At 66.2% G+C, this 21,417-nt stretch carries 18 protein-coding genes; 3 read left to right on the top strand and 15 right to left on the bottom strand.

The features are described 5' to 3' along the window. Position 1: 1 nt before the first annotated feature. Positions 2-691 (bottom strand): hypothetical protein, encoded by a 690-nt coding sequence (locus tag M1E07_RS02810; RefSeq protein ID WP_461188786.1) that lies wholly within the window; start codon positions 689-691, stop codon positions 2-4. 177 nt (positions 692-868) lie between these two features. Here M1E07_RS02810 and M1E07_RS02805 point away from each other — a divergent pair, with 177 nt between their 5' ends. After that, positions 869-1,789 carry an HhH-GPD family protein gene (locus M1E07_RS02805; RefSeq protein WP_461188785.1) on the top strand — a complete coding sequence of 307 codons (921 nt, stop codon included), beginning with the start codon at positions 869-871 and terminating at the stop codon, positions 1,787-1,789. Positions 1,790-1,863: 74 nt separating this feature from the next. Beyond that, complete coding sequence (locus tag M1E07_RS02800; protein WP_461188784.1) at positions 1,864-2,295, top strand: DUF3592 domain-containing protein; 432 nt, start codon at positions 1,864-1,866, stop codon at positions 2,293-2,295. Positions 2,296-2,347: 52 nt separating this feature from the next. On the opposite strand, the gene M1E07_RS02795 is transcribed toward M1E07_RS02800, so the two are convergent. The 10 genes from M1E07_RS02795 to lysS all read right to left on the bottom strand — a co-directional run bounded on the left by M1E07_RS02795 (position 2,348) and on the right by lysS (position 13,264). Beyond that, positions 2,348-2,524: a hypothetical protein gene (locus M1E07_RS02795; protein WP_461188783.1), complete on the bottom strand. Its 177-nt coding sequence runs from the start codon at positions 2,522-2,524 to the stop codon at positions 2,348-2,350. 80 nt (positions 2,525-2,604) lie between these two features. Beyond that, positions 2,605-3,300, bottom strand: coding sequence for a dihydroxyacetone kinase phosphoryl donor subunit DhaM (gene dhaM, locus M1E07_RS02790; protein WP_461188782.1), 696 nt, complete (start codon positions 3,298-3,300; stop codon positions 2,605-2,607). Further along, entirely contained in the window at positions 3,297-3,929 is a 633-nt protein-coding gene (dhaL, locus tag M1E07_RS02785; RefSeq protein WP_461188781.1) for a dihydroxyacetone kinase subunit DhaL, read from the bottom strand. The genes dhaM and dhaL overlap by 4 nt, the downstream gene beginning before the upstream one ends. Positions 3,930-3,931: 2 nt before the next feature. Continuing rightward, positions 3,932-4,933 (bottom strand): dihydroxyacetone kinase subunit DhaK, encoded by a 1,002-nt coding sequence (gene dhaK, locus M1E07_RS02780; protein ID WP_461188780.1) that lies wholly within the window; start codon positions 4,931-4,933, stop codon positions 3,932-3,934. 251 nt (positions 4,934-5,184) lie between these two features. Beyond that, complete coding sequence (locus tag M1E07_RS02775; protein WP_461188779.1) at positions 5,185-5,694, bottom strand: amino-acid N-acetyltransferase; 510 nt, start codon at positions 5,692-5,694, stop codon at positions 5,185-5,187. Positions 5,695-5,746: 52 nt separating this feature from the next. Continuing rightward, entirely contained in the window at positions 5,747-7,870 is a 2,124-nt protein-coding gene (locus M1E07_RS02770) for a S9 family peptidase (protein ID WP_461188778.1), read from the bottom strand. Positions 7,871-8,075: 205 nt separating this feature from the next. Next, on the bottom strand, positions 8,076-10,568 hold the full coding sequence (locus M1E07_RS02765) for an ATP-dependent Clp protease ATP-binding subunit (RefSeq protein WP_461188777.1): 2,493 nt from the start codon (positions 10,566-10,568) through the stop codon (positions 8,076-8,078). 508 nt (positions 10,569-11,076) lie between these two features. Then, entirely contained in the window at positions 11,077-11,412 is a 336-nt protein-coding gene (locus tag M1E07_RS02760; RefSeq protein WP_461188776.1) for a histone-like nucleoid-structuring protein Lsr2, read from the bottom strand. 131 nt (positions 11,413-11,543) lie between these two features. Further along, on the bottom strand, positions 11,544-11,723 hold the full coding sequence (locus tag M1E07_RS02755; RefSeq protein WP_461188775.1) for a hypothetical protein: 180 nt from the start codon (positions 11,721-11,723) through the stop codon (positions 11,544-11,546). Positions 11,724-11,725: 2 nt separating this feature from the next. Next, positions 11,726-13,264 carry a lysine--tRNA ligase gene (gene lysS / locus M1E07_RS02750; protein WP_461188774.1) on the bottom strand — a complete coding sequence of 513 codons (1,539 nt, stop codon included), beginning with the start codon at positions 13,262-13,264 and terminating at the stop codon, positions 11,726-11,728. Between the two features lie 68 nt (positions 13,265-13,332). Here lysS and M1E07_RS02745 point away from each other — a divergent pair, with 68 nt between their 5' ends. Next, complete coding sequence (locus M1E07_RS02745) at positions 13,333-14,187, top strand: alpha/beta fold hydrolase (RefSeq protein WP_461188773.1); 855 nt, start codon at positions 13,333-13,335, stop codon at positions 14,185-14,187. Here the strand turns inward: M1E07_RS02745 and atzF are convergent. Genes atzF through M1E07_RS02725 form a run of 4 tightly spaced genes read right to left on the bottom strand, consistent with a single transcriptional unit; the run spans position 14,184 to position 21,374 of the window. Beyond that, positions 14,184-16,046, bottom strand: coding sequence for an allophanate hydrolase (gene atzF, locus M1E07_RS02740; protein ID WP_461188772.1), 1,863 nt, complete (start codon positions 16,044-16,046; stop codon positions 14,184-14,186). The two genes, M1E07_RS02745 and atzF, sit on opposite strands and share 4 nt — an antisense overlap. Next, a complete protein-coding gene (gene uca / locus M1E07_RS02735; protein ID WP_461188771.1) occupies positions 16,043-19,819 on the bottom strand; it encodes an urea carboxylase in 3,777 nt (1,258 codons plus the stop codon). Before uca ends, atzF begins: the two co-directional genes overlap by 4 nt. Further along, the gene (locus M1E07_RS02730; RefSeq protein ID WP_461188770.1) at positions 19,816-20,493 is read right to left on the bottom strand and encodes an urea amidolyase associated protein UAAP2; all 678 of its coding nucleotides are present in this window, start codon (positions 20,491-20,493) and stop codon (positions 19,816-19,818) included. The genes uca and M1E07_RS02730 overlap by 4 nt, the downstream gene beginning before the upstream one ends. Next, positions 20,490-21,374, bottom strand: coding sequence for an urea amidolyase associated protein UAAP1 (locus tag M1E07_RS02725; RefSeq protein ID WP_461188769.1), 885 nt, complete (start codon positions 21,372-21,374; stop codon positions 20,490-20,492). The genes M1E07_RS02730 and M1E07_RS02725 overlap by 4 nt, the downstream gene beginning before the upstream one ends. Between the last annotated feature and the right edge of the window lie 43 nt (positions 21,375-21,417).

Raw genomic sequence — 21,417 nt, 5'->3', positions numbered from 1 at the left:
GTCAGTTCAACTGGAAGACAGCCTCGGGGCTGGCTCTTGAGCCCAGTTTGGCCGTGAAGATGTAGTAAGCCCCGCCGCCTCCGGGTGTGGCTTCCACGGGCTGGCAGCCTTCAACGCTGCGGTTCCGGGACCACGGGAAGTTGGCGGTTTCGCTGGCGCCGGGCGCGATGATTTTTACCAGGTCCGCGCTCTTTGCCTGGCAATCCCGGGACGAGAAGATACGGTCCGGGCCGCTGGTCACCAGGTACTCCATTTGGGAGGTTCCGATGTTGACCTCGCAGGGCATTGTGCCGCCGTTGGTTACCTTGAGGCTTAGCATCGGCTTTTCCCCAGGCGCATAGGCGGCCTTGTCCGTGGACGCCGAGACTGTGACCAGGTTCTGGTTGCAGGTGGGCGTGGCTGATGGTGTTGGCGTGGGTTCCAGAGCCGAGGCGGACGGCGATGCCTCCGTGGATGGATCCGCCGACGCCGTCGCGCCGGCGGCAGGGTCGGTGGACGACGCCTGCTCGGACTTGCCGCTGAAGGCCCCTGCCAGGGCGAACCCCCCGGCCACCAGCGCGATCACCATCAGCAGCGCCGCGCCAAGGAAAAGCCGACGCCGGCGGTACACAGCAGGGCTCGGCTTACGGACCGTACTGGAAACGGATGCCGTCGCCCTGCCGCGTGATGCTGAATCGCCTTGCCTGCCCATCCTTCTAGGCTAGAGAACGGACGCGGATCTGCCCGGCCACCACGCCGCCGCCCTGCCAACGCTCTGGTCACATTCCGTTTACAGCCGAGTAGCCGGATCAATTACAGTGTTGGGATCGACACTCAAGCCCCCACCATAGCTGCGCCCGCCCTTCTTCCCGCCGGGACGGAACTGCAGATGCTGCACGGCCGCATCAACAGCTGGTTCGCGGAAATTGCCCGGGACCTTCCCTGGCGTAAGCCGGAATGTTCGCCCTGGGGTGTGCTGGTCAGCGAAATCATGTTGCAGCAAACGCCGGTGGTCCGGGTGCTGCCCGTCTGGCAGGAGTGGCTGAAGCGCTGGCCCACGCCCGCGGGCCTGGCGGGCGAACCCGCCGGTGAGGCAGTGCGCTGCTGGGGCCGGCTGGGCTACCCCCGCCGTGCGCTGCGGCTGCACGCGGCAGCAGTGGCCATCGTGCAGGACCACGCCGGCAAGGTGCCGGCCAACTACGCTGAACTGCTGGCTCTGCCCGGGGTGGGCAGTTATACGGCCGCGGCAGTGGCTGCTTTCGCCTATGGTCGCCGCGAAACGGTGGTGGACACGAACATCAGGCGTGTCCACGCCAGGCTTATTTCCGGAGTTGCGCTCCCCGCCCCTGCGCTGTCCGCCGCCGAAATGCGCCTCGCCGCCCAGCTCCTGCCGGACGACGACGGCACCTCCGTGCGCTGGAACGCTGCGGTGATGGAGCTGGGGGCGCTCGTCTGCACAGCCCGGGCACCCAAGTGCAGCGACTGCCCGGTCAGCGACTCCTGTGCGTGGCGCGCAGCCGGTGAACCTCCGCCGTCGTACGTCCCCAAGGGCCAGGCCTGGCACGGAACTGACCGCCAGGTGCGCGGAGCCGTAATGGCCGTGCTGCGCGAGGCCGAGGCGCCAGTGCCGCCGGAGATGTTCCAGCGGGAGCCGGCCGACCTTGGTTTCGCGCCGGAAGGGATTGGCGTACCGCTGGGTGTCCTGCGCAGGTTGAATTCTGCTCCTGAGCAGCTGGAACGTGCCCTTGCAGGGCTGCTCACCGATGGCCTGGCGGAACTGCATGACGGCGGGTACCGGCTCCCCGCCTGAGCCTGCCCGGAACGCTGCGCCGTGGCGGCACGTGCAAATGGCATACTTCTTGATGACCGGAACCGGGGGAAACCGTGAGAATCATCTTGTACATCATCTGGGCGCTGTTCGTTGCGGCGGCCGTTTTCGCCCTCATCCATGCCACGGGCAAGACCAAGCGCCGGGAGCAGTTGACTGCAGCCTGGCCAAGGGTGCAGGCAACCGTCACCGGCAGCATTTCCGGGTGGACCAACGGCGGCGGCGGTTCCAGCCGCAGCCGGCGCTTCTTTCCCACCTACCAGTTCGCCGACCCCCACGGCACCTTGTTCGCAGGCGAATCCGAAGTGTCCTTCGCCAGCAGGCCGGTGCCTGGGTCCTTGATTGAGGTGGCGTATAACCCCGCCAACCCCCATGAGTCGCTCCAGGTCTCGTCCGCCCCCAAGACAGCTATGGGGTGCCTGACCCCGTTTTTCGCAGTCTTCGCGGCAGCGCTGTTCTGGTTCATCGGCGTCTTCCCACTGCCCTGATTCCCGCTGGGTGGCGGTGGGCTCAGGGGCGGCAGCGAGCAGGCCTGACCTATCAGAACAGCGCCGGCTGGCTGAAGCTATCCTCCGTCGCAGCCTCGTCCGCGCGTCCCCCGGCCCCTGGCTCCGGCCGCCACTCGAAACCCAACTCGGCGAGGAGTTCCTCAACCGACATCTGCCCCTCCAGCACTTCGATATCCGGGGAGTTGTCTTCCAGGTCCAGCCGTTCCATGGCATCGAGCTTATTCGCAGGAGCCCGCTGCAGTGCCGGGAACACACCGCTCAGCCAATATTCGGTGTGCGGAGGGCTTCCTAGGGTTCGCCGAAGCCGGCCTGCACCAGCCCCCCGACGTAGTTCACTGCCCGTTCCGCGTCCGCTCCCCACGCTTCAACGTGCAGCACTGATCCCTTGCCGGCCGCCAGCGTCATCAGGGCCGTCATGGATGCACCGTCCACCCCATTGACCTGCACCTCGGCGTCCAGCGACGACAGCCCGCCGGCGATCTTCGCGGCGGGGCGCGCGTGCATGCCGGCCTGGTTCACGAGCTCAAAGTCCCCTGTGTAATCCGGGCCGGAACCGGTGACGGAGCCTTCCCCGATAGCCTGCAACGCCGGGGTTCCGCCCTGCCTGGCCGGGCCGGACACGGCTTCCGCCGCCCGTTTGACCGCCTGGACGTCCCCGCCACCCTGTGCAGCGACTGCAGCTGCCACCAGTCCCTCCACCAGGGGCGCATCAGCCAGCACCATCTCCGACGCGCTTTCTGCGAATTCCAACGCGGACTCCGCAGTCATCACGGCCGAGCCCAGATCGGTCAGGATGACAGCGCCATCACCGCTGGCCACCTTGTCCAGCGCCGCCAGGACCTTTTCCAAACTTGTGCCGATCCTGCCGTCCATGGTTCCGCCCGCTGCCAGCAGCACGACGTCGGGCGCCATCTGCGCGGCAAGCTCCACGGCGCCGTCGGCGATCTTTTCGCTATGGGAAACCACCACAATGCTGACGGTCACGCAGCCGCCTTCACAGCGGCTCGGAGGATCAGGGCGCTGGAAGCAGCGCCGGGGTCGCGGTGCCCGGCGCTTCGCTCCCCGAGATAGCTTGCGCGTCCCTTCCGGGCCACCAGTGGATCAGTAGCCACGGCTCCGGCTTCGGCGGCCTCTGCCGCGGCCACCAGGACTGTCAAGGCATCCGGACTGCCGTCTGCGGCGGCCTTGCTTGCTGCCTCCGCCGCCGGCGTCCAGGCATCCACCATGGTTTTGTCCCCTGGCTCCGCTTTTCCCCGTGCCACTATCCCGTCCCGGGCAGCAGTCAGGGCACCGGCCCAGGCAGCAGGGGCTATCTCCGGAGAGTCGCCGAGGGAAGTGGCCGCGCGCAGGAACGCCGTGCCGTACAGCGGGCCAGCCGCGCCGCCCACTTTGGACATCAGGGTCATGGCAGTCAGCTTCAGCGCCGCGCCGGGCGTTTCCGGCGGGGAGTCGGAGAGCTTGTCCAGGACAGCCTGGAAGCCGCGGTCCATGTTTTCACCGTGATCGGAATCCCCGATAGCCCGGTCCAGCTCGATCAGCTCCACCCTGTGCTCCGCCATTGCCTGCGCGCACAGGGTCAGCCACTTGACCGTCCAGTTAACGTCCAAAACCACAGCTACACGCCCCAGCGCAATGCTGCCGTGTGCACGGGCGCGTCCCACAGTTCGGTGAGTTCGTCATCCAGCCGCAGCACGGAGATGGAGCAGCCCTGCATCTCCAGCGCGGTGATGTAGTTCCCCACCAGGGAGCGTTCGACGGCGGCTCCCCTGTCCGCGAGCACCTGCGCGGCCCGGCGGTACACGATGTACAGCTCGCTCAGCGGGGTGCCGCCCATTCCGTTCACGAACAGCAGCACCCGGTCCCCCGAAGCGATTCCCAGGTCCGTCAGCACAGGTTCCAGCAGGCGGTCCGTGATGCCGTCTGCGTTTTCCATCGCGATCCGGTGCCTGCCCGGCTCGCCATGGATCCCAATGCCGATCTCAATCTCATCCTCGGCCAGGTCGAAGCTGGGCGACCCCGCATGCGGTACGGTGCACGCCGTCAGCGCCACCCCCATGGTGCGGACATTGCTGTTGACGCGTTCGCCGATGGCGGCCACGGCGTCGAGACCGTCACCGCGCTCAGCTGCGGCTCCGGCAATCTTTTCCACAAGCACCGTCCCGCCCACTCCCCGCCGGCCTGCCGTGTACAGCGAGTCTTCTACGGCAACGTCATCGTTGACCAGGACGGTGCGGACGTTGATGCCTTCCGCTTCGGCGAGCTCGGCTGCTGTCTCGAAATTCAGCACGTCGCCGGTGTAGTTCTTGACGATATGCACGACGCCGGCACCCGAGTTAACGGCGAGCGTCGCCGGGAGGATCTGGTCCGGCGTGGGCGATGTGAACACAGCGCCGGGCACGGCAGCGTCGAGCATGCCACGACCCACAAACCCGGCGTGGAGCGGCTCATGGCCGCTGCCGCCACCCGAGACAAGGCCTACTTTCCCACTCACTGGCGCGTCCTTGCGCGTAATGAAGGTGGGATCGGCGCTAACAGTGACGAGGTCTGAATGTGCCTGGCCAAAGCCCTGCACGGATTCGTCAACTACCGATTTGGGATCGTTGATGAGCTTTTTCATGGCGGTACTCCTGGGTTGCTTCCTGGAGGATGACATTCCCGACCCTACTACCGGCCCCTGGGGAGGCGGTAGGGTTCCGCTTCCGCCAGAGACATGGAAAAGGGACAGCCCCCAATGACTGTCCCTTTCCTTGGGCCCCCATCCCGGCCGTGGACAGTTTATCCATCAATTCGAGTAAAAGGAAGCGCTGGTGGCGCTATCGCGGCTATTCCCGGCAGGGCTGCAATAAGGACTTGGCAGCGCGGAACAGGTCAAAGGAACTTGATCATGCGGGTGTTCCCGAGAGTGTTCGGCTTGACCCTTGCCAGGTCCAGGAATTCAGCCACGCCTTCGTCATGGGACCGGAGCAACTCCGAATACACCACTGGATCCACTGCCGACTGGTCTGCCATCACCTCGAAGCCGTGGCGTTTGAAGAAGTCCACTTCGAAGGTGAGGCAGAACACCCGGGAAACGCCGAGAGCGCGCGCCTCCTCAAGCAGACTCTCCACCAGCACGTGCCCCACGCCTCTTCCCCGCCAGTCCTCCGAAGCTGCCAGGGTGCGCACCTCAGCAAGGTCCTCCCACATGACATGGAGTGCGCCGCAGCCGATAACCTCCCCGTCGGTGGACTGGGCGATTCGGAACTCCTGGAGGCTCTCGTAGTAGGCCACCGTCTCCTTGGCCATGAGAATTCGTTGGTCTGCCAGCGGCGCCACCAATCTCTTAATGGCGGAAACATCGCCGGTGCGCGCAGGGCGGATATGGAAGGAGTCAGTCACAGAGCAATCCTACGAGGCGTACGCTTGCGGCTCAGCTTCCTGTTGGCGCGGGTCAGAGGCCGAGCTCCTTGGGCAGGTCGATGTCCTGGTCCAGGACGTTCCGGGCCAGGAAGCTCTCCACCACGCCGTACCAGACCTTTGCGTGCTGCGGCTGAAGGACCCAGTGGTTTTCGTCCGGGAAGTACAGGAAGCGGTGGGGCGTGCGGCCGTCCTGGTCCGCTGCAAGCTGCGATTTGGACAGCAGCTCGTACCAAAGACGCAGGCCTTCCCCGATGGGGACCCGGTAATCCTTGTCCCCGTGGATCACCAGCATGGGCGTGCTGATCTTTTCGACGTGAAGATGCGGCGAGTTCTCCAGCGCCATCTCCTCAGTCATTTCCTTCAGCCAGTACTGTGAGGCGTCCGTGGTGGGGCCGAACTGGTCAAGCGCCCAGAGGCTCGCGTGGGTCACAATGGCCTTGAACCGGTCCGTTTGTCCGGCAACCCAGTTAGCCATGTAGCCACCGAACGAGCCTCCCATGGCTGCGGTGCGGTCCGCGTCAATATCAGGGCGGTCGACGGCGGCATCAGTCACGGCCATAAGGTCGGTGAACGGGCCTTTGCCCCATTCGCCCCAGCCCCGCTGGATGTAGTTCTGGCCGTAGCCGGTGGAGAGGGCAGGATCGGGCAACAGCACCGCGTACCCCTTTGCGGCCAGCAGCCAAGGGTTCCAGCGCCAGGTCCACGCGTTCCAGGATCCCAGCGGTCCACCGTGGATCCAAAGGAGCATCGGCGCCGGGGACGCGGCGGACGCACCCTCGGGCAGCGCGAGATACGCCGGGACGCGCGAGCCGTCCGCCGCCGTTGCCGCAATCCGTTCCAGCCGGCCCGGACGGGTGGGCCGTTCCGCCGGCGCCGGCAACCGGGTGGTCCCGCCGGTTTGTAGATCGATGCGTACAACCTCCGGCGGGAATTCGTAGGAACTGCGGAGGGCATAAGCACTGCGCCCCTCAGCCGAAACCACGACGTCGGTGTAGGCCGCCGCGTCCTGCGTCACCCGGGTGACGCTCACTTCAGCGGCAGACGCCGGAACGCTGATCCGGAAGACCGGCGACGCGCCGTCGTCATCCGCGGTGACCAGGAGGGCGGATCCGTCGGGCAGCCAGGCTGCCGGTTTGGCCCAGCGGTCCCAGTCGTGCGCAAGGGGCGTCAGCTGCCCGGTGCCGGATGTGGACGCTTCGGAGACATCCAGGAGGTGCAGCTTGACCTGGGGCGCCTGGCGCGGGGTGGTGTCGCTCTCGCTTAGCACCACCAGGGTGTTGCCGTCCGGGCTGACCGGACCGGGAAAGTAGCTCATGCCCTCGTGGTCCAGGAGCACCCTGGTGTTGCCGGAGGCCACGTCAATGGCCACCAGGACGGAGCGGCTGTCCGCTTTGGCCAGCGGCTTGGTGTAGCTCGCGTAAATGGTGCGGCCATCGGGGCTGACCGCAGTTTCCGCCTCGCGCAGCCGCGCACCAGCATCGGACGTGAGGTTCCGGAGAGCCAGCGGAGCCGTGGCGTCCACAGTGGCGGGCTTACCGGGATACTGCCCTTTCCCGGGCTCGACAGCGAAGATCCGCGGCTGGCCGGGCCCAAGGTCCGCGTCCCAGTAACGCACCGGATATTCGCTGTGCAGGATGGCAGAGACCTTGTTGTCCTGGCGCGACTTCCGCCGTTCGGCGTCGTCGTCTTCATCCGTTGAGCCCGCCAAAACCTCCGCGACCACGAAGGCGGCGTCCGCCGCTTTGGCTGTCATCACGGCGCCGACGCCGCCGGGGCGGTTCAGCACCACACGTGCCTCGCCGCCGTCGGCGGGCAGGAGCCAGAGGGCGTTGACGGGCTCGCCTTCGGGGCTGTCAGGATCGGGCCGGGCTGAGGTGAAGTAGACGTCTCCGTTGGCCGCGAATGCCGCTCCGGCCTCCCCCTTGGCGCTGCGGGTGATGCGGCGTGCGTGCTTCTGCCCTGCAGGATCAAGCTCCCACAGCGCTGTGCCGAATTCAGTCCCCTTGGCGTTCAGGGTGGCCACGGTAGTAACCAGCCGCCGGCCGTCAGGGCTCATCGCCAGGCCACTCACCCGCGGGATGGACAGGTAATGGTCAACGTCGTGAAAAGGGGTCAAAGGTTGCTCGTCCGGGATCGCCGGATTCAGATTAGCCATGCCCCGATTCAACCCGAGTTGTGCCTCAGATCACAGCCGCCACGCGTCCTTGGGTGTGTCTCCGTGGCTGGGGCCGCTCCGGCACCGGGGTCATTTGCCGCTTGCTGCTCCTTCGTCGCTTCGACACGGGCTTAGGCAAAGCGAAAGCCCCGCCGCTCCTTGCAGAGTGGCGGGGCCTTCGTTTTGGTGCGGTGTGTCTATAGATCTAGACGCTCGGAGCGATTTCCGGGATGCGCGGCTTGGCGTTGCCGGCGAACGTGAACTTGGCGTCGTCGCCGTCGCCTTCCACGTCCACCACGACGATATCGCCGGCATGGATTTCGCCGAACAGGATCTTCTCGGAGAGCTGGTCCTCGATCTCGCGCTGGATGGTGCGGCGCAGCGGCCGGGCCCCCATGGCGGGATCGTAGCCGCGGGTTGCCAGCAGCACCTTGGCCTTGGGCGTGAGCTCGATGCCCATGTCCTTGTCCTTGAGGCGCTTTTCCAGGCGTGCAACGAACATGTCCACGATCTCGATGATCTCGTCCTGGGTGAGCTGCGGGAACACCACAACGTCATCCACACGGTTCAGGAACTCGGGGCGGAAGTGCTGCTTGAGCTCCTCGGTCACACGGGCACGCATGCGGTTGTAGCCGGTCTGCGTGTCGGTGCCGGACTGGAAGCCGGTGGCAACACTCTTTGAGATGTCCCGGGTGCCAAGGTTGGTGGTCATGATGATCACGGTGTTCTTGAAGTCCACCACACGGCCCTGGGAGTCGGTCAGACGGCCGTCTTCCAGGATCTGCAGCAGCGAGTTGAAGAGGTCCGCGTGGGCCTTCTCCACTTCGTCGAACAGCACAACGGAGAACGGACGACGCCGGACCTTCTCGGTCAGCTGGCCGCCTTCCTCGTAGCCGACGTAGCCCGGAGGGGCACCGAAGAGCCGCGAGACGGTGTGCTTCTCGGAGTATTCGGACATGTCCAGGGTGATGAGGGCGTCCTCTTCACCGAACAGGAACTCCGCGAGTGCCTTGGCGAGCTCGGTCTTGCCGACGCCGGTGGGGCCGGCGAAGATGAACGAGCCACCCGGACGCTTGGGGTCCTTAAGTCCTGCACGGGTGCGGCGGATCGCCTGGGACAGGGCCTTGATGGCCTCGTTCTGGCCTACCACACGCTTGTGCAGTTCGTCTTCCATCTTCAGCAGGCGCGAGGACTCTTCCTCGGTCAGCTTGAACACGGGGATGCCCGTGGAGTTGGCCAGCACCTCGGCGATGAGATCCTCATCCACCTCGGAGATGTCGTCCATGCCGCCGGACTTCCAGTGGCGTTCCTTCTCGGAGCGCTCGGTGATCATCTTCTGCTCTTTGTCACGGAGCGCGGCTGCACCTTCGAAGTCCTGCGCGTCAATCGCGGACTCCTTTTCCATCTTCAGCTTGGCGATGCGCTCGTCCATGGCCTTGAGCTCCGGCGGAGCGGTCATGCGGCGGATGCGGAGCCGTGCGCCGGCTTCGTCGATCAGGTCGATCGCCTTGTCCGGCAGGAAGCGGTCAGAGATGTAACGCTCGGCGAGGCTGGCAGCCGAGGCGAGGGCGCCGTCGGTGATGGTGACGCGGTGGTGCGCCTCGTAGCGGTCACGCAGGCCCTTGAGGATCTCGATCGCGTGCGCAACCGAGGGCTCCTTGACCTGGATCGGCTGGAAGCGGCGCTCCAGCGCGGCGTCCTTCTCGATGTGCTTGCGGTACTCATCAAGCGTGGTGGCGCCGATGGTCTGCAGTTCACCGCGGGCCAGCATGGGCTTCAGGATGGACGCAGCATCGATGGCACCTTCGGCGGCACCGGCACCCACAAGGGTGTGGATCTCGTCGATGAAGAGGATGATGTCGCCGCGGGTGCGGATTTCCTTTAGGACCTTCTTGAGGCGCTCTTCGAAGTCACCGCGGTACCGGGACCCTGCCACCAGGGAACCAAGGTCCAGGGTGTACAGCTGCTTGTCCTTGATGGTTTCCGGGACGTCACCGCGGACAATCGCCTGGGCGAGGCCTTCGACGACGGCCGTCTTGCCGACGCCGGGCTCACCAATCAGCACCGGGTTGTTCTTGGTGCGGCGGGAGAGGACCTGCATGACGCGTTCCATCTCCTGCTCGCGTCCGATGACCGGGTCCAGCTTGTTCTCGCGGGCAGCCTGGGTCAGGTTGCGGCCGAACTGGTCCAGGACGACGGATCCTGCAGGCGTGCCCTCAGGCTGGCCGGAGCCGACGCCGGCACCGGTGGTTTCCTTGCCCTGGTAGCCCGATAGGAGCTGGATGACCTGCTGGCGGACCCGGTTAAGGTCGGCGCCGAGCTTGACCAGCACTTGGGCAGCAACACCCTCACCCTCGCGGATGAGTCCCAGCAGGATGTGCTCCGTGCCGATGTAGTTGTGGCCCAGCTGGAGGGCTTCGCGCAGCGAGAGTTCCAGCACCTTCTTGGCACGTGGGGTGAAGGGGATGTGGCCGGACGGCGCCTGCTGGCCCTGCCCGATGATCTCCTGCACCTGCTCGCGAACGCCGTCGAGCGAAATGCTCAAGGACTCAAGAGCTTTGGCGGCAACGCCCTCACCCTCATGGATAAGACCCAAGAGGATGTGTTCGGTACCAATGTAATTGTGGTTCAGCATGCGTGCCTCTTCTTGGGCAAGCACAACTACGCGACGGGCACGGTCCGTAAATCGCTCAAACATTTCGCCACACTCCTAGCTACGACGTACTTTGATGCTACGTGGCCTGCCCATACTTGTGGAGCGTGTTCGCCACGGGGGAAACCGTGATGGTGCAATTGCGTCCATCAGTCACCCTCCGGCAGCACATCCAGCTCCTTGTGTTGGCGGGTAAAGAGTGCAAGCCCAAGCTCTTGTCCGCGCCGTCGGGACACTCTTCAAAGGGCAGCGCAGGGTGGTGGGCAGCACGTCGCGGCAGCAGGAACGGCCGCCATGCCCGTGGTCCTTGGTCCCGCCGCACTCGGCTCCGGATTGATCCCGACCAGATCCGGTGACATGCCGCGATTGTGTTCCACGTTTGCGAACAGCCTGCGGCCGCGGCCCTCCTGCCCCGCCTTCGCCGTAAATCCACCCCTGCAGCCATCGCAGCGCAGCGGATCAATTGCGGCCCTGCCGTGCATTTCAGCTTAGGGAACCAAAAAGCCCTGCTTCCAAAGTGGGAAGCAGGGCTTTAGGCCGAGTGCGGCTGAAACTAGGAATTGGCCTTTTGGTAGGCTTCCTGGATTTCGGCCTGAATTCGGCCGCGACTGTTAACGGTGTAACCATTTTCCCGCGCCCATTGGCGAATCTGCGCCGAATCATGGCTGCGGCCTCCGCCCGGCGCTTTGGTCCGGGCAGCCCGGCCACTGCTGCCGGAAGCCTTGCGCGCAGCACCGATGAACCGTTCCAGCGAGGAACGAAGTTCAGCGGCATTGGCTGCCGATAGATCAATCTCATAGTTGACCCCGTCAAGGCCAAACTTAACATTCTCGTCTGCGGATCCCCCATCCAAATCATCAACGAGGATGATGTTTACTTTCTGTGCCATTTAAAGTCTTCCTCTTGGAAAGGGTTCGGTTTTCAGAAAAGCTGGATGTTTCCCTAAAAGTATGACTCTCTTTATGGCAACGCGTCAAAGCGCTAATTGGTTCCTGGGGATAAAAGCGGAAAATCGAGGGTTTATCTATTCGATTCCGGACCCGGGCGGTCCGCACGCCCGGCGGTACGCGCATCGGCTTCAGCCTGGGCCTGCGCCTCCGCCCGGCGTTCGGATTTGTCCGCGTTAAAGATCGATTTCATGGCGAACCAGAAGAGCAGGCCCACCACCAGGGAGGGCAGCAGTACAGCTACATATTCCATTATTAGTGCCCTTCGGGCTTGAGCAGCGGGAAGAGGATGGTTTCGCGGATCCCGGCACCGGTGAACAGCATCACCAGCCGGTCGATCCCGAGCCCGATGCCGCCCATCGGCGGGGCACCGTATTCGAGCGCGCGCAGGAAGTCCTCGTCCAGCTGCATCGCCTCATCATCACCGGCGGCTGCATGGCGGGACTGCTCGGTGAGCCGTTCGCGCTGGATAACGGGGTCGATCAGTTCGGAGAACGCGGTGCCACGCTCCATGCCGCCGATGATGAGGTCCCAGGCCTCGATCAGCCGGCCGTCCTCCCGGTGTGGTCGGGCCAGCGGCTGGGCGGAGGGCGGGTAGTCGTAGACAAAGGTGGGGTTCAGCAGGGTTGGCTCCACTATTTCGCCGAAGAGTTCCACCGCCAGCTTCTCGGCGTCCCACTTGGGGTCGACCTTGACTTCGTGCTTTTCGGCAATTTCGCGAAGCACCTCCAGCGAAGTTTCCGGTGTGACTGTCTGTCCAACGGCGTCGGACAGTCCGGGGTAGACGGAAACCCAAGCCCATTCGCCGTCGAGATTAATCTCCCCCGCCTCGGTCTGCAGGACGCGGCCGGCGCCCACGGCGTCCGCGGCGTCGAGGATGATCTCCTTGATCCGCTGCGCCATCACGAACTGGTCTGCCCACGCCTCATAGCACTCAAGGGTGGTGAACTCGGGACTGTGCGTGGAGTCTACGCCCTCGTTCCGGAACACGCGCCCCATGTCGTAGACGCGGTCGATGCCGCCCACCACCGCACGCTTGAGGTAGAGCTCGGTGGCGATGCGCAGGGTCATCTTCTGGTCGAAAGCGTTCATGTGGGTCTCGAACGGACGTGCCAGGGCACCGCCGTGGACCAGCTGCAGGATAGGGGTTTCGACTTCCACGTAGTTGTGGCGGAAGAGCGACTCGCGGATGGAACGCGTGATGGCGGCACGGGTGTAGACCATCTCGCGGGCTTCGTCACGGACCATCAAGTCCACATAACGCTGGCGAACGCGGGTCTCCTCGTTCAGCTCGGCATGGAGTACCGGCAGCGGGCGGAGCGCCTTGGAGGCCATGGACCAGGACTCGGCCATAACGGACAGCTCGCCGCGGCGGGAGGAGATGACCTCACCCCTGATGAACACGTGGTCGCCGAGGTCTACCAGCGCCTTCCAGTCGGCGAGCGCTTCCTCACCCACGTTGGCGAGGCTGAGCATGGCCTGCAGGCGGGTTCCCTTGCCGTCGGTACCGCCCTCCTGAAGCGTCGCGAAGCACAGCTTCCCGGTGTTGCGCACGAATACAACGCGACCGGTGACGCCGACGGTGTCGCCCGTGGTGTCGTCCGCCTCGAGGTGGGCATACTTTTCGCGGACCTCCGCGAGCGAATGCGTCCGCTCCACCCCCACCGGGTACGCCTCGACGCCGCGCTCAATCAGCTTGGCGCGCTTCTCCATGCGGATGCGCATCTGCTCGCTGGCATCGAGCGGCTCTGGGGCGTTTTTGGACGAGGGGGTGTTTTGGGAAGTCACAATCATCAAGTTTACCGGGACTTGGACGGGCCCGGCTTCGCAGGCGGAACCGGGCCCCCGCCTAGGATGGGGTGGTGAAAGAACAGGTACTTCCAACGCACGACGACGGCCGCCTGGCCTTATACAGTTACGGCACCGAGGATGCGCCGGGAGAACGCCGGGTGCTCCTGATCGGCGGCGCGTTCCTGACTGCCCTGATCTATCGCCCGTTCTCAGTCGCGCTAGTCAAAGGCCTGGGTGAGGGGTGGGCCGTGGACGTCTACGACCGCCGTGGGCGCGGAAGCTCCTCGGAGCAACCGGACGGCTATTCCATGGCCACGGAGATTGCCGATGTCCGCACCGTCCTGGACGCCACCGGTGCCCGGAATATCCTGGGCCACAGCCTGGGCGGCTCGGTGGCATTGAACGCCGTGCAGGAGTTCACCGGAACCTCCTACGTTCCGGACAAGCTGGCCGTGTACGACGCGGCCGTCAATATCGATGGCAGCATCGACACCTCCTGGTTGTCCGGTTTCGAAGACGCAGTGGACAACGGCAAGGTTGGCCACGCCCTTGCGCACATGAAGAAGGCCACGAGCCCCGGGTCGACGATGGCGAAGATCCCCGCGCCCGTGCTCGCCGGACTGATGGCCCTGTTGTCCCGGACGAAGGTAAACAGGATGTTCCGCGAGGTGATGCCCAGTGGCGTTGGCGAGCTGCGCGCCGCCTACAAAGAGGCGGACCACGCCAGGGATTTCAGTGTGTTGCCCGCGAACACCCATTTCATGGCCGGCGGCAAGAGCCCCAGCTACTACAAGGCCACCGCCGAGCGGCTGCATGCGTCCGTCCCCGGCAGCACCTACGAGCTCTCCCCCAAGGGCTTCCACGGCTCCATTCCGGCGGCCGTAAACGAACTGGTCACCGACATCTCCAAATATTTCAAAGGCTAGGCTCCCCTGCTGAAGCCTGCCAGCGCGGCGTCGCCCAGGTTCTGCCACATGCTCCGCGCCTCATGCTGCCCGTCCGGGCCTGCCGGCTCAGTCCGGTCTGCCAGCCAGTCTCCGTAGCGGGTGATGTCTTCCCCGTGTGCAGCCGCGACAGCATCACAGGCAAACCCGACGGCCTTCGAACCATCCGCCAGCTCCACTGATCCGAGCAGCATGGGTTCGGGGAGGGAAGCCAGGAATCGCCCAAGCCCCGCTTCGGACACCAGCCACCGTTCACCCACAAGCTCCGCGCCGCCGTCGTCCGAGCGGTACACCCCGGGCTTTGGCGGCACCGTGTCCAGTGACACCATCCGGTAGCGGGCAGCAGTCCGCACCGGGCCGTCCCAGACGGCGCCAAGTTCCTCAAGCTGCGGCGCCAGCGGCTGCCCCTTGCGGTGCGCGCCCACCACTACCAGCGGTACAGCGGCTGCGCCTGCTGCCAGAGGCCAGGGGGCGGACGACGACGGCCGGCTGGGTGAGTGGGCAGCTGAAAGCGCCGCACCGGCGGCGAAGAGCGCCGGAGAGTCCGGGGTTGCCTCCAGCAGGCGGGCGATGTCCGCGGCAACAGCGTCATCGAAGGTCCGGCCCACCACTGTCAGGCCGAATTGGGCGCCGTCCACCTCACCAGCCGGGACAGCAACGGCGCAGAGGTCGAACAGGTTGCAGAAGTTTGTGTAGGTGCCCATCAGGGAGTTCACCCCTACCGGGTCCGCCGCCACCGTGGCCAGTGTGGGATGGAAGGGGGCGGTAGGAATCAGCAGGGCGTCGAAGCCCTCAAGCCCCGCCATCGCCCTGCGCTGCAGGTCTTCCAGCTTTGCCGTGTCTGCGACATAGCGGTGGGCGGGCACCTTACCGGCTGCCCTGATAATGCGCTCCACCGTGGCGTCAATACCGGCCTGGTTGTCCGTATCACTGGCGGCGGCTTCGATGAAATCGCCGACGGCGGCGTAACGCTCTGCCACCAGCGCGCCGTCGTACAGCAGCCGGGCGGCGTCGAGGAACACCTCGAATTCGATGGGTTCGGCTTCCACGCCCATGGCCTGAAGCCGGTCGACATGCCGGTGGAATTCGGCAGCCCAGGCTTCGGGCAGCGCCGGAAGGGTTGCGGGGTAGGCGACGCGCGGCTTTTCCGGTGCCGCCAGGCGGAGGTCCGCCGGCCATTCCCGCGCTCCTCCCGCCATCACGCCCATGGCCAACTCGGCCGTGGCCAAGTTGCGGGCGAAGATGGTGACGGCGTCCCAGGACTTGCAGGCCGGCACGACCCCCGTGGTGGAAACAACGTGCAGGGTGGGCTTGATGCCGACGATCCCCTGCAGTCCGGCGGGCACGCGGCCTGAGCCCGCCGTGTCCGTCCCGATCGCGATGTCTACGAGCCCCAAGGCAACGGCAACCGCAGAACCGGAGCTGGAGCCACCGGAGATGAAGTCCGGACGGCGGGAATCGCGCACCGCTCCATGCGGGCTTCGGGTGCCCACAAGGCCCGTCGCGAACTGGTCAAGGTTGGTGGCCCCGAGCACCAGCGCTCCGGCGGCGCGCAGCCGTGCCACCGCTTCGGCGTCCTCCTCAGGGAGGTAAGCGAACCCGGGACACGCAGCCGTCGTGGGGATACCTGCGACGTCCACGTTGTTCTTGACGGCGAGCAGGAGTCCGGCGAGCGGCAGGTCTCCGCCGCCCGCCGCAGCGGTGTCGATGGCAGTGGCTTCGGCCAGGAGCTCGTCCGCGCCGCGGAGGGTGATCCAGATTTCCGGGCGGCCGATGGTTTCCAGCGCGGCGAGGGCTGCCCGGGCACGCTTGGTGGCCGGACCTGGGGTTCCGTTGTTCATACTGCGGCCTCTTCCAGTTCCTGTGTTTCCAGTTCAACACCCGGAGCTACGGGCTCGAGGTCCGCATCCGCACCGCCGAGTACTACCACCGCTTCGCCTGCCACCACCTGCGAACCGGCAACGGGCAGGACCCGCAGCACCACGCCGTCGCAGGGCGCTTCCAGCACTGTTTCCATCTTCATGGCTTCCAGGGACACCAGCGGCTGGCCCTGCACCACCCGGTCGCCGGCCTTCACATCAACTTTCCAGACGCTTGCCGCGAACGGCGCTGCCACGAGCGATCCGCCGTCCGGCACCGTCACCTCGTCTACAACCGGTGGCACAACAGCGGCCAGTGCATCCGCGCGGTCAAACTCTCCGGCATCGGCCCACGCCTGCCGTTCCACCGCGAACGCCGCTCCTTGCTTGTCCCGGAATGCCGTGATGGACTCCCGATTTTCCGCGAGGAACTCCTCGTGCTCTGCGAGTGAGAATGTGCCGTCCTCGATCTCCACGCCCAGGCCCCGGCCGGCGGCCATGTCCGCCCGCAGATCCAGGAGTTCCTCCGGGCTGACGGGGTACCAGGAGATACGGTCGAAGAAGCGCAGCAGCCACGGCGAACCCGTCTCAAACGGGGCGGAGTCCGCGTAGCGCGACCAGACCTGCGTCGTGCGGCCGACGAACTGGTAGCCGCCGGGCCCTTCCATGCCGTAAATGCACATGTACGCGCCGCCGATGCCCACCGCGTTCTCCGGCGTCCAGGTGCGGGCCGGGTTGTACTTGGTGGTGACCAGGCGGTGGCGTGGGTCCAGCGGGGTCGCCACCGGGGCGCCAAGGTAAACGTCGCCCAGTCCCAGGACCAGGTACTCAGCGTTGAAGACGGTATCGAATACCTCGTTTACCGAGTCCAGTCCGTTAATCCGGCGGATGAATTCAATGTTCCAGGGGCACCAGGGGGCGTCGTCGCGGACGCCTGCCATGTAGCGTTGGATCGCTTCACGGGTTGCGGGGTCGTCCCAGGACAGCGGCAGCCTGACGGTGCGGCTGGGAACCACCAGTTCGGAACTCGCCGGGAGCGCCGCCTCGATCTCCCCGACGATGTCCAGCAGGCGCCTCGTGGACAGAACCGAGGGATCCACCTTGATCTGCAGGGAGCGGATCCCCGGGGTGAGGTCCACGATTCCCGGCACGCGGAGCTGCTCGATGTGCTGGTGCAGGGCGTGGACCCTGGCACGGAGCCCGAGGTCCAGCACCATTTCGCCGTACTCCACCAGCAGGTTGTCATCGCCGGAGCGGCGGTAGGTGACCGCGGGCCGTCCCTGGCCTTCCGGCACCCGGCCCAGCACGCCATCGTCGCCATCCCCGCGGGCAGCGCTGACGGTGGGAGCCGCTGCGGACGCCGCTGCCGCGGTCGTGGAGATGTCAACGGACCAGCCGGCGTCGCCGGGCAACACCAGCTGGCGGCCGGGTCCAAGATCCTTGGCCGACGGCGCCTGGCTGACGCGGATGGGAACGAAGCGGACCTTGTCCCCCGGCCGGAGCTGGCCGAGCTTCCAGCGGTCCGCCGTCACCACCGTGACGGGGCAGACGAAGCCGCCCAGGCTGGGCCCGTCGGGACCGAGCAGGATGGGGGTGTCGCCGGTGAAGTCCAGTGCGCCGACCGAGTAGGCGGTGTCGTGGATGTTGGACGGGTGCAGGCCTGCCTCGCCGCCGTCGGTCCGCGCCCAGCGCGGCTTGGGCCCGATGAGGCGGACACCGGTGCGGGCGGAGTTGAAGTGGACTTCGTACTCGGACGCGTAGAGTTCCTCGATGTCTTCGCGCTGGAAGAATTCCGGGGCACCGTGCGGCCCTTCCGCAACGCTCAGCTCCCACGTTGAGGTCAGGGCAGGCCGGCTGTCCAGCGGCACTGCTGCGGTGGGCGCTTCCGTGGTACCGGCAGCAGGCGTCACAGCCCGCAGCACGTCGCCGGCGCGGAGGACCCGCCCCGCGTGGCCGCCGAACTGGCCGAGGGTAAAGGTGGAGGCGCTGCCCAGGTACTGCGGTATGTCCAGGCCGCCCTGGAAGAGGATGTAGCCGCGGAGGCCCTTGCTGCCGGCCGTGCCGACGTCGAGCGTTCCTCCGGCGGGGACGGTGACGGGCGCCCAGATGGGCACCTCCGTCCCGTCAACAGTCGCCGTTACTTCCGCGCCGGTGACGCAGACGGTGGTGGGGTGGGTGAAGGTCAGGCTGGGACCGGTCATGGTGAATTCCAGGCCCGGAGCACCTTCCGGGTTGCCGAGGGCGGTGTTGCCGAGCCGGAAGGACAGATCGTCCATGGGTCCGCTCGGCGGTACACCGATCTGCCACAGGCCGGTCCGGCCGGGCCAGTCCTGCACGCTCGTCTGCAGGCCGGGACGTTCCACGGTGATGCGCGGCTCGGGGTCGCCCACGTTGTTCAGCGTGCTGGTGGAGTGCTGGACGCTGCGGACAACATCCAGCGCGGTGGCGGCGCGGAGCATTCCGAGGTTGGTCTCGATCCCGTCGATCCGGGTGCCGGCGAGCGCGGCCGCCAGCCGGTCGAGGGCTTCGATGCGGTTCGCCCCGGACGTGATGATCTTACCCAGGAGTGGATCGTAGTTCGTGGAGACTTCAGTTCCGGTTTCCGCCCAGGCGTCCACGCGGACGCCCTCGGTTGCCGGGAAGACCGCGTTGGTCACGGTGCCGGCGCTGGGCTGGAAACCACGGGCAGGATCCTCGGCGTACACCCGTGCCTCCACGGCGTGGCCGGAAACCGGCAGGCTGTCAGGGACTCCGTCAAGGACCATTGAGGCTTCACTTCCGCCCTGGGCCAGACGCAGCATCCACTCCACCAGGTCCACTCCGGTGACGGCCTCGGTGACGGGATGCTCAACCTGCAACCGGGCATTGACCTCGAGGAAGGATGCTTCGCGGCGGGCGGAGTCGTAGACGAACTCGACCGTTCCGGCGGAGCGGTAGTTGAGGGAGGCGCAGAGGGCGCGGGAGCTGCGGTGAAGTTCCTCGCGGAGCCCGTCCGGCAGGTCCGGAGCCGGTGCCTCCTCAAGCACCTTCTGGTGGCGGCGCTGCAGGGAGCAGTCCCGGTCGCCGAGGCTGACCACCCGGCCTTCGCCGTCGCCGAAGATCTGGACCTCTACGTGGCGGGCGTTCTCGACGTACCTTTCGGCGAAGACACCTGCGGTGCCGAAGCTGGCACCGGCCAGGCGGGCGACGCGGGGGAAGCTTTCCACGAGCTCGGCCTGGGTGCGGCAGACCGTCATGCCGATCCCGCCGCCACCTCCCGTGGCTTTGAGCATCAGCGGGAAACCAATCACGGCGCTGGCAACAACGGCGGCCTCCACGTCCTCAAGCAGCCCGGAACCGGCGATCATCGGCACCCCGGCTGCCCGGGCGGCGTCGCGCGCCGTGTGCTTGGTGCCGAAGATGCGCAGCTGCTCGGCGGTGGGTCCCACAAAAACGAGCCCGGCTGCTTCCACGGCCTCGGCGAACGCGGCGTCCTCGGACAGGAAGCCATAACCGGGGTGAATGGCCCCGGCGCCTGTGGACTTCGCTGCCTCCAGCAACGCCTCCACGCGCAAGTAGGACTCCTTCGCCGGAGCGGGACCCAGGAGTACTGCTTGATCTGCCAACCGGACGTGCTTGGCGCCCCGGTCCGCTTCCGAGTAAACGGCGACCGTGCGCAGGCCGAGCTTCCTGGCGGATTCAATGATGCGGCAGGCAATCTCGCCGCGGTTGGCGATCAGCAGGGTGTCAAAAGTGCTCAGGTTTTTGTTGCTCATCGTGCAGCCTCCGGCCGGGTGACGATCATACGGACGGGAGTGGGGTTGAAGCCGTTGCATGGGTTGTTGATCTGCGGGCAGTTGGACACCAGCACCAGGGTGTCCACCTCCGCCCGCAGTGCGACGCGCTTTCCGGGGGCGGACAGGCCGTCCACAATCCCGAGGGCGCCGTCCGGGTCCACGGGTACGTTCATGAACCAATTGATGTTGGAAACCAGGTCCCGCTTCCCGAGGCCCCAGCGGGAACCCTCGATCAGGAAGTTCTCCACGCAGGCGTGCTGTTCGCGGGTGTGCTGCCCGTAGCGGAGGGTGTTTGATTCCTGCGAGCAGGCGCCGCCGATGGTGTCGTGCACGCCTACTTCGTCCGCCACCACTGTCATCAGGGGCACTCCGGTTTCCGCGCGGAGGACGGAACCGGTGGTCAGGACGATCGACTGCTGCCGTGCGATGGTGACGGCGGCGGAGTAGCGGACGGTGGTGTCGCCCGCGGCGTACAGCAGGCAGTCCACGGCCTGGTTGCCTTCGAGGTCCACGATGGTCAGAACGTCTCCGGCGGCCACGACCGCGGACCAGGGGCCGCGGGCCTCGACGAGCTCGTCAAGGACCACGTCGCCGGTTGCCAGTGCAATGTCGCGGGCGTCCGCGACGGAATCGGTGTAGGTGGCGGTGTTCATCGGGCGGTCCTTGCGGTGAGGTCGTGTTCGGTGTTGTGCAGTGCCTGCAGGTGTTCGGGTGCCAGAGCGCCGGTGAGGTCACCGGTTTCCAGTGCGGCCAGGTCCTGTGGCGTGTGCCAGGCCACTATCTCCACGGCGGTGCCGGTGAAGCCGGCGCGGGGGTCCAGCGGGTGGGCGGTGTTGGCGAGGACCAGCACGGCATCCATTTGGAGGAGAAGTTCGACGGCGGCGCCCGGCCCGGCGCTCCCGGTGAAGGTGATGCTGCCGGAAGGGTCCACGTTGATGCCCTTGAACAGGGACAGCGACGGCGCCACGTCCCGGGGCCCGAGCCCGCTCTTGAGGGCTCCGAGCGTGAGCAGTTCGCGGGCGGCGGGTGACGCGCTGTGGGCGGTTCCGGCACCGTACTTTGCCGTGTTGCCCTCCAGTGTGGTGGCGCCGGTCAGGGCGTCGTGCCGGGCCGAACTGTCGGCCACGATCGTGGCCATCAGCCGGCCGGCGTCGGAAACGAGCGGATGGCCGGCGGCAGGGTAGGCCTGCCAGGGGACCTTGACGGTGTCCGCGATGTTGAGCCGCTCATGCAGCGCCCCGGCGCGGTAGAGGAGGGTGTGGACACAGGCGTCACCGGCGGTGTCCGTGAGCCTGATCCTGGTGCCGCGGGCCAAGTTCAGCGTGGTGTAGCGCCCGAAGGCGAGGGATTCGGCCCAGGTAAGGTTGGTGATTGCTTCTTCAGCCAGGCCAGCGGTGAGCCGCGCCGGGGCGGAAGCGGCGGGCACGAAACGCATGGTGTCCGCTGTCCTGCCGTGCTGCTCCCTGGCGTGGGCACGGGCACCTGCGGTGGTGGCGGTGCCGGCCGTTGCTGGACTTTCGGTTACTTGTGTCATGGCGATCCTGTGTTGGTTCTGAAGCTCGGTTGGTATTGAAAGG

This window comes from Arthrobacter sp. Z4-13 (assembly GCF_054792705.1).
Note: the sequence above shows the minus strand (reverse complement) of the source record. Positions and strands in the feature narration are given on the sequence as shown.

Bases quoted from the DNA above. Each gene is read 5' to 3' on its own strand.
- M1E07_RS02810 (WP_461188786.1), bottom strand. From the start codon at position 691: ATGGGCAGGCAAGGCGATTCAGCATCACGCGGCAGGGCGACGGCATCC.
- M1E07_RS02765 (WP_461188777.1), bottom strand. From the start codon at position 10,568: ATGTTTGAGCGATTTACGGACCGTGCCCGTCGCGTAGTTGTGCTTGCC.
- lysS (WP_461188774.1), bottom strand. From the start codon at position 13,264: ATGATTGTGACTTCCCAAAACACCCCCTCGTCCAAAAACGCCCCAGAG.
- atzF (WP_461188772.1), bottom strand. From the start codon at position 16,046: ATGAACAACGGAACCCCAGGTCCGGCCACCAAGCGTGCCCGGGCAGCC.
- uca (WP_461188771.1), bottom strand. From the start codon at position 19,819: ATGAGCAACAAAAACCTGAGCACTTTTGACACCCTGCTGATCGCCAAC.
- M1E07_RS02725 (WP_461188769.1), bottom strand. From the start codon at position 21,374: ATGACACAAGTAACCGAAAGTCCAGCAACGGCCGGCACCGCCACCACC.
- M1E07_RS02730 (WP_461188770.1), bottom strand. From the start codon at position 20,493: ATGAACACCGCCACCTACACCGATTCCGTCGCGGACGCCCGCGACATT.
- dhaK (WP_461188780.1), bottom strand. From the start codon at position 4,933: ATGAAAAAGCTCATCAACGATCCCAAATCGGTAGTTGACGAATCCGTG.
- M1E07_RS02805 (WP_461188785.1), top strand. From the start codon at position 869: ATGCTGCACGGCCGCATCAACAGCTGGTTCGCGGAAATTGCCCGGGAC.
- M1E07_RS02770 (WP_461188778.1), bottom strand. From the start codon at position 7,870: ATGGCTAATCTGAATCCGGCGATCCCGGACGAGCAACCTTTGACCCCT.
- M1E07_RS02755 (WP_461188775.1), bottom strand. From the start codon at position 11,723: ATGGAATATGTAGCTGTACTGCTGCCCTCCCTGGTGGTGGGCCTGCTC.
- M1E07_RS02760 (WP_461188776.1), bottom strand. From the start codon at position 11,412: ATGGCACAGAAAGTAAACATCATCCTCGTTGATGATTTGGATGGGGGA.
- M1E07_RS02795 (WP_461188783.1), bottom strand. From the start codon at position 2,524: ATGGAACGGCTGGACCTGGAAGACAACTCCCCGGATATCGAAGTGCTG.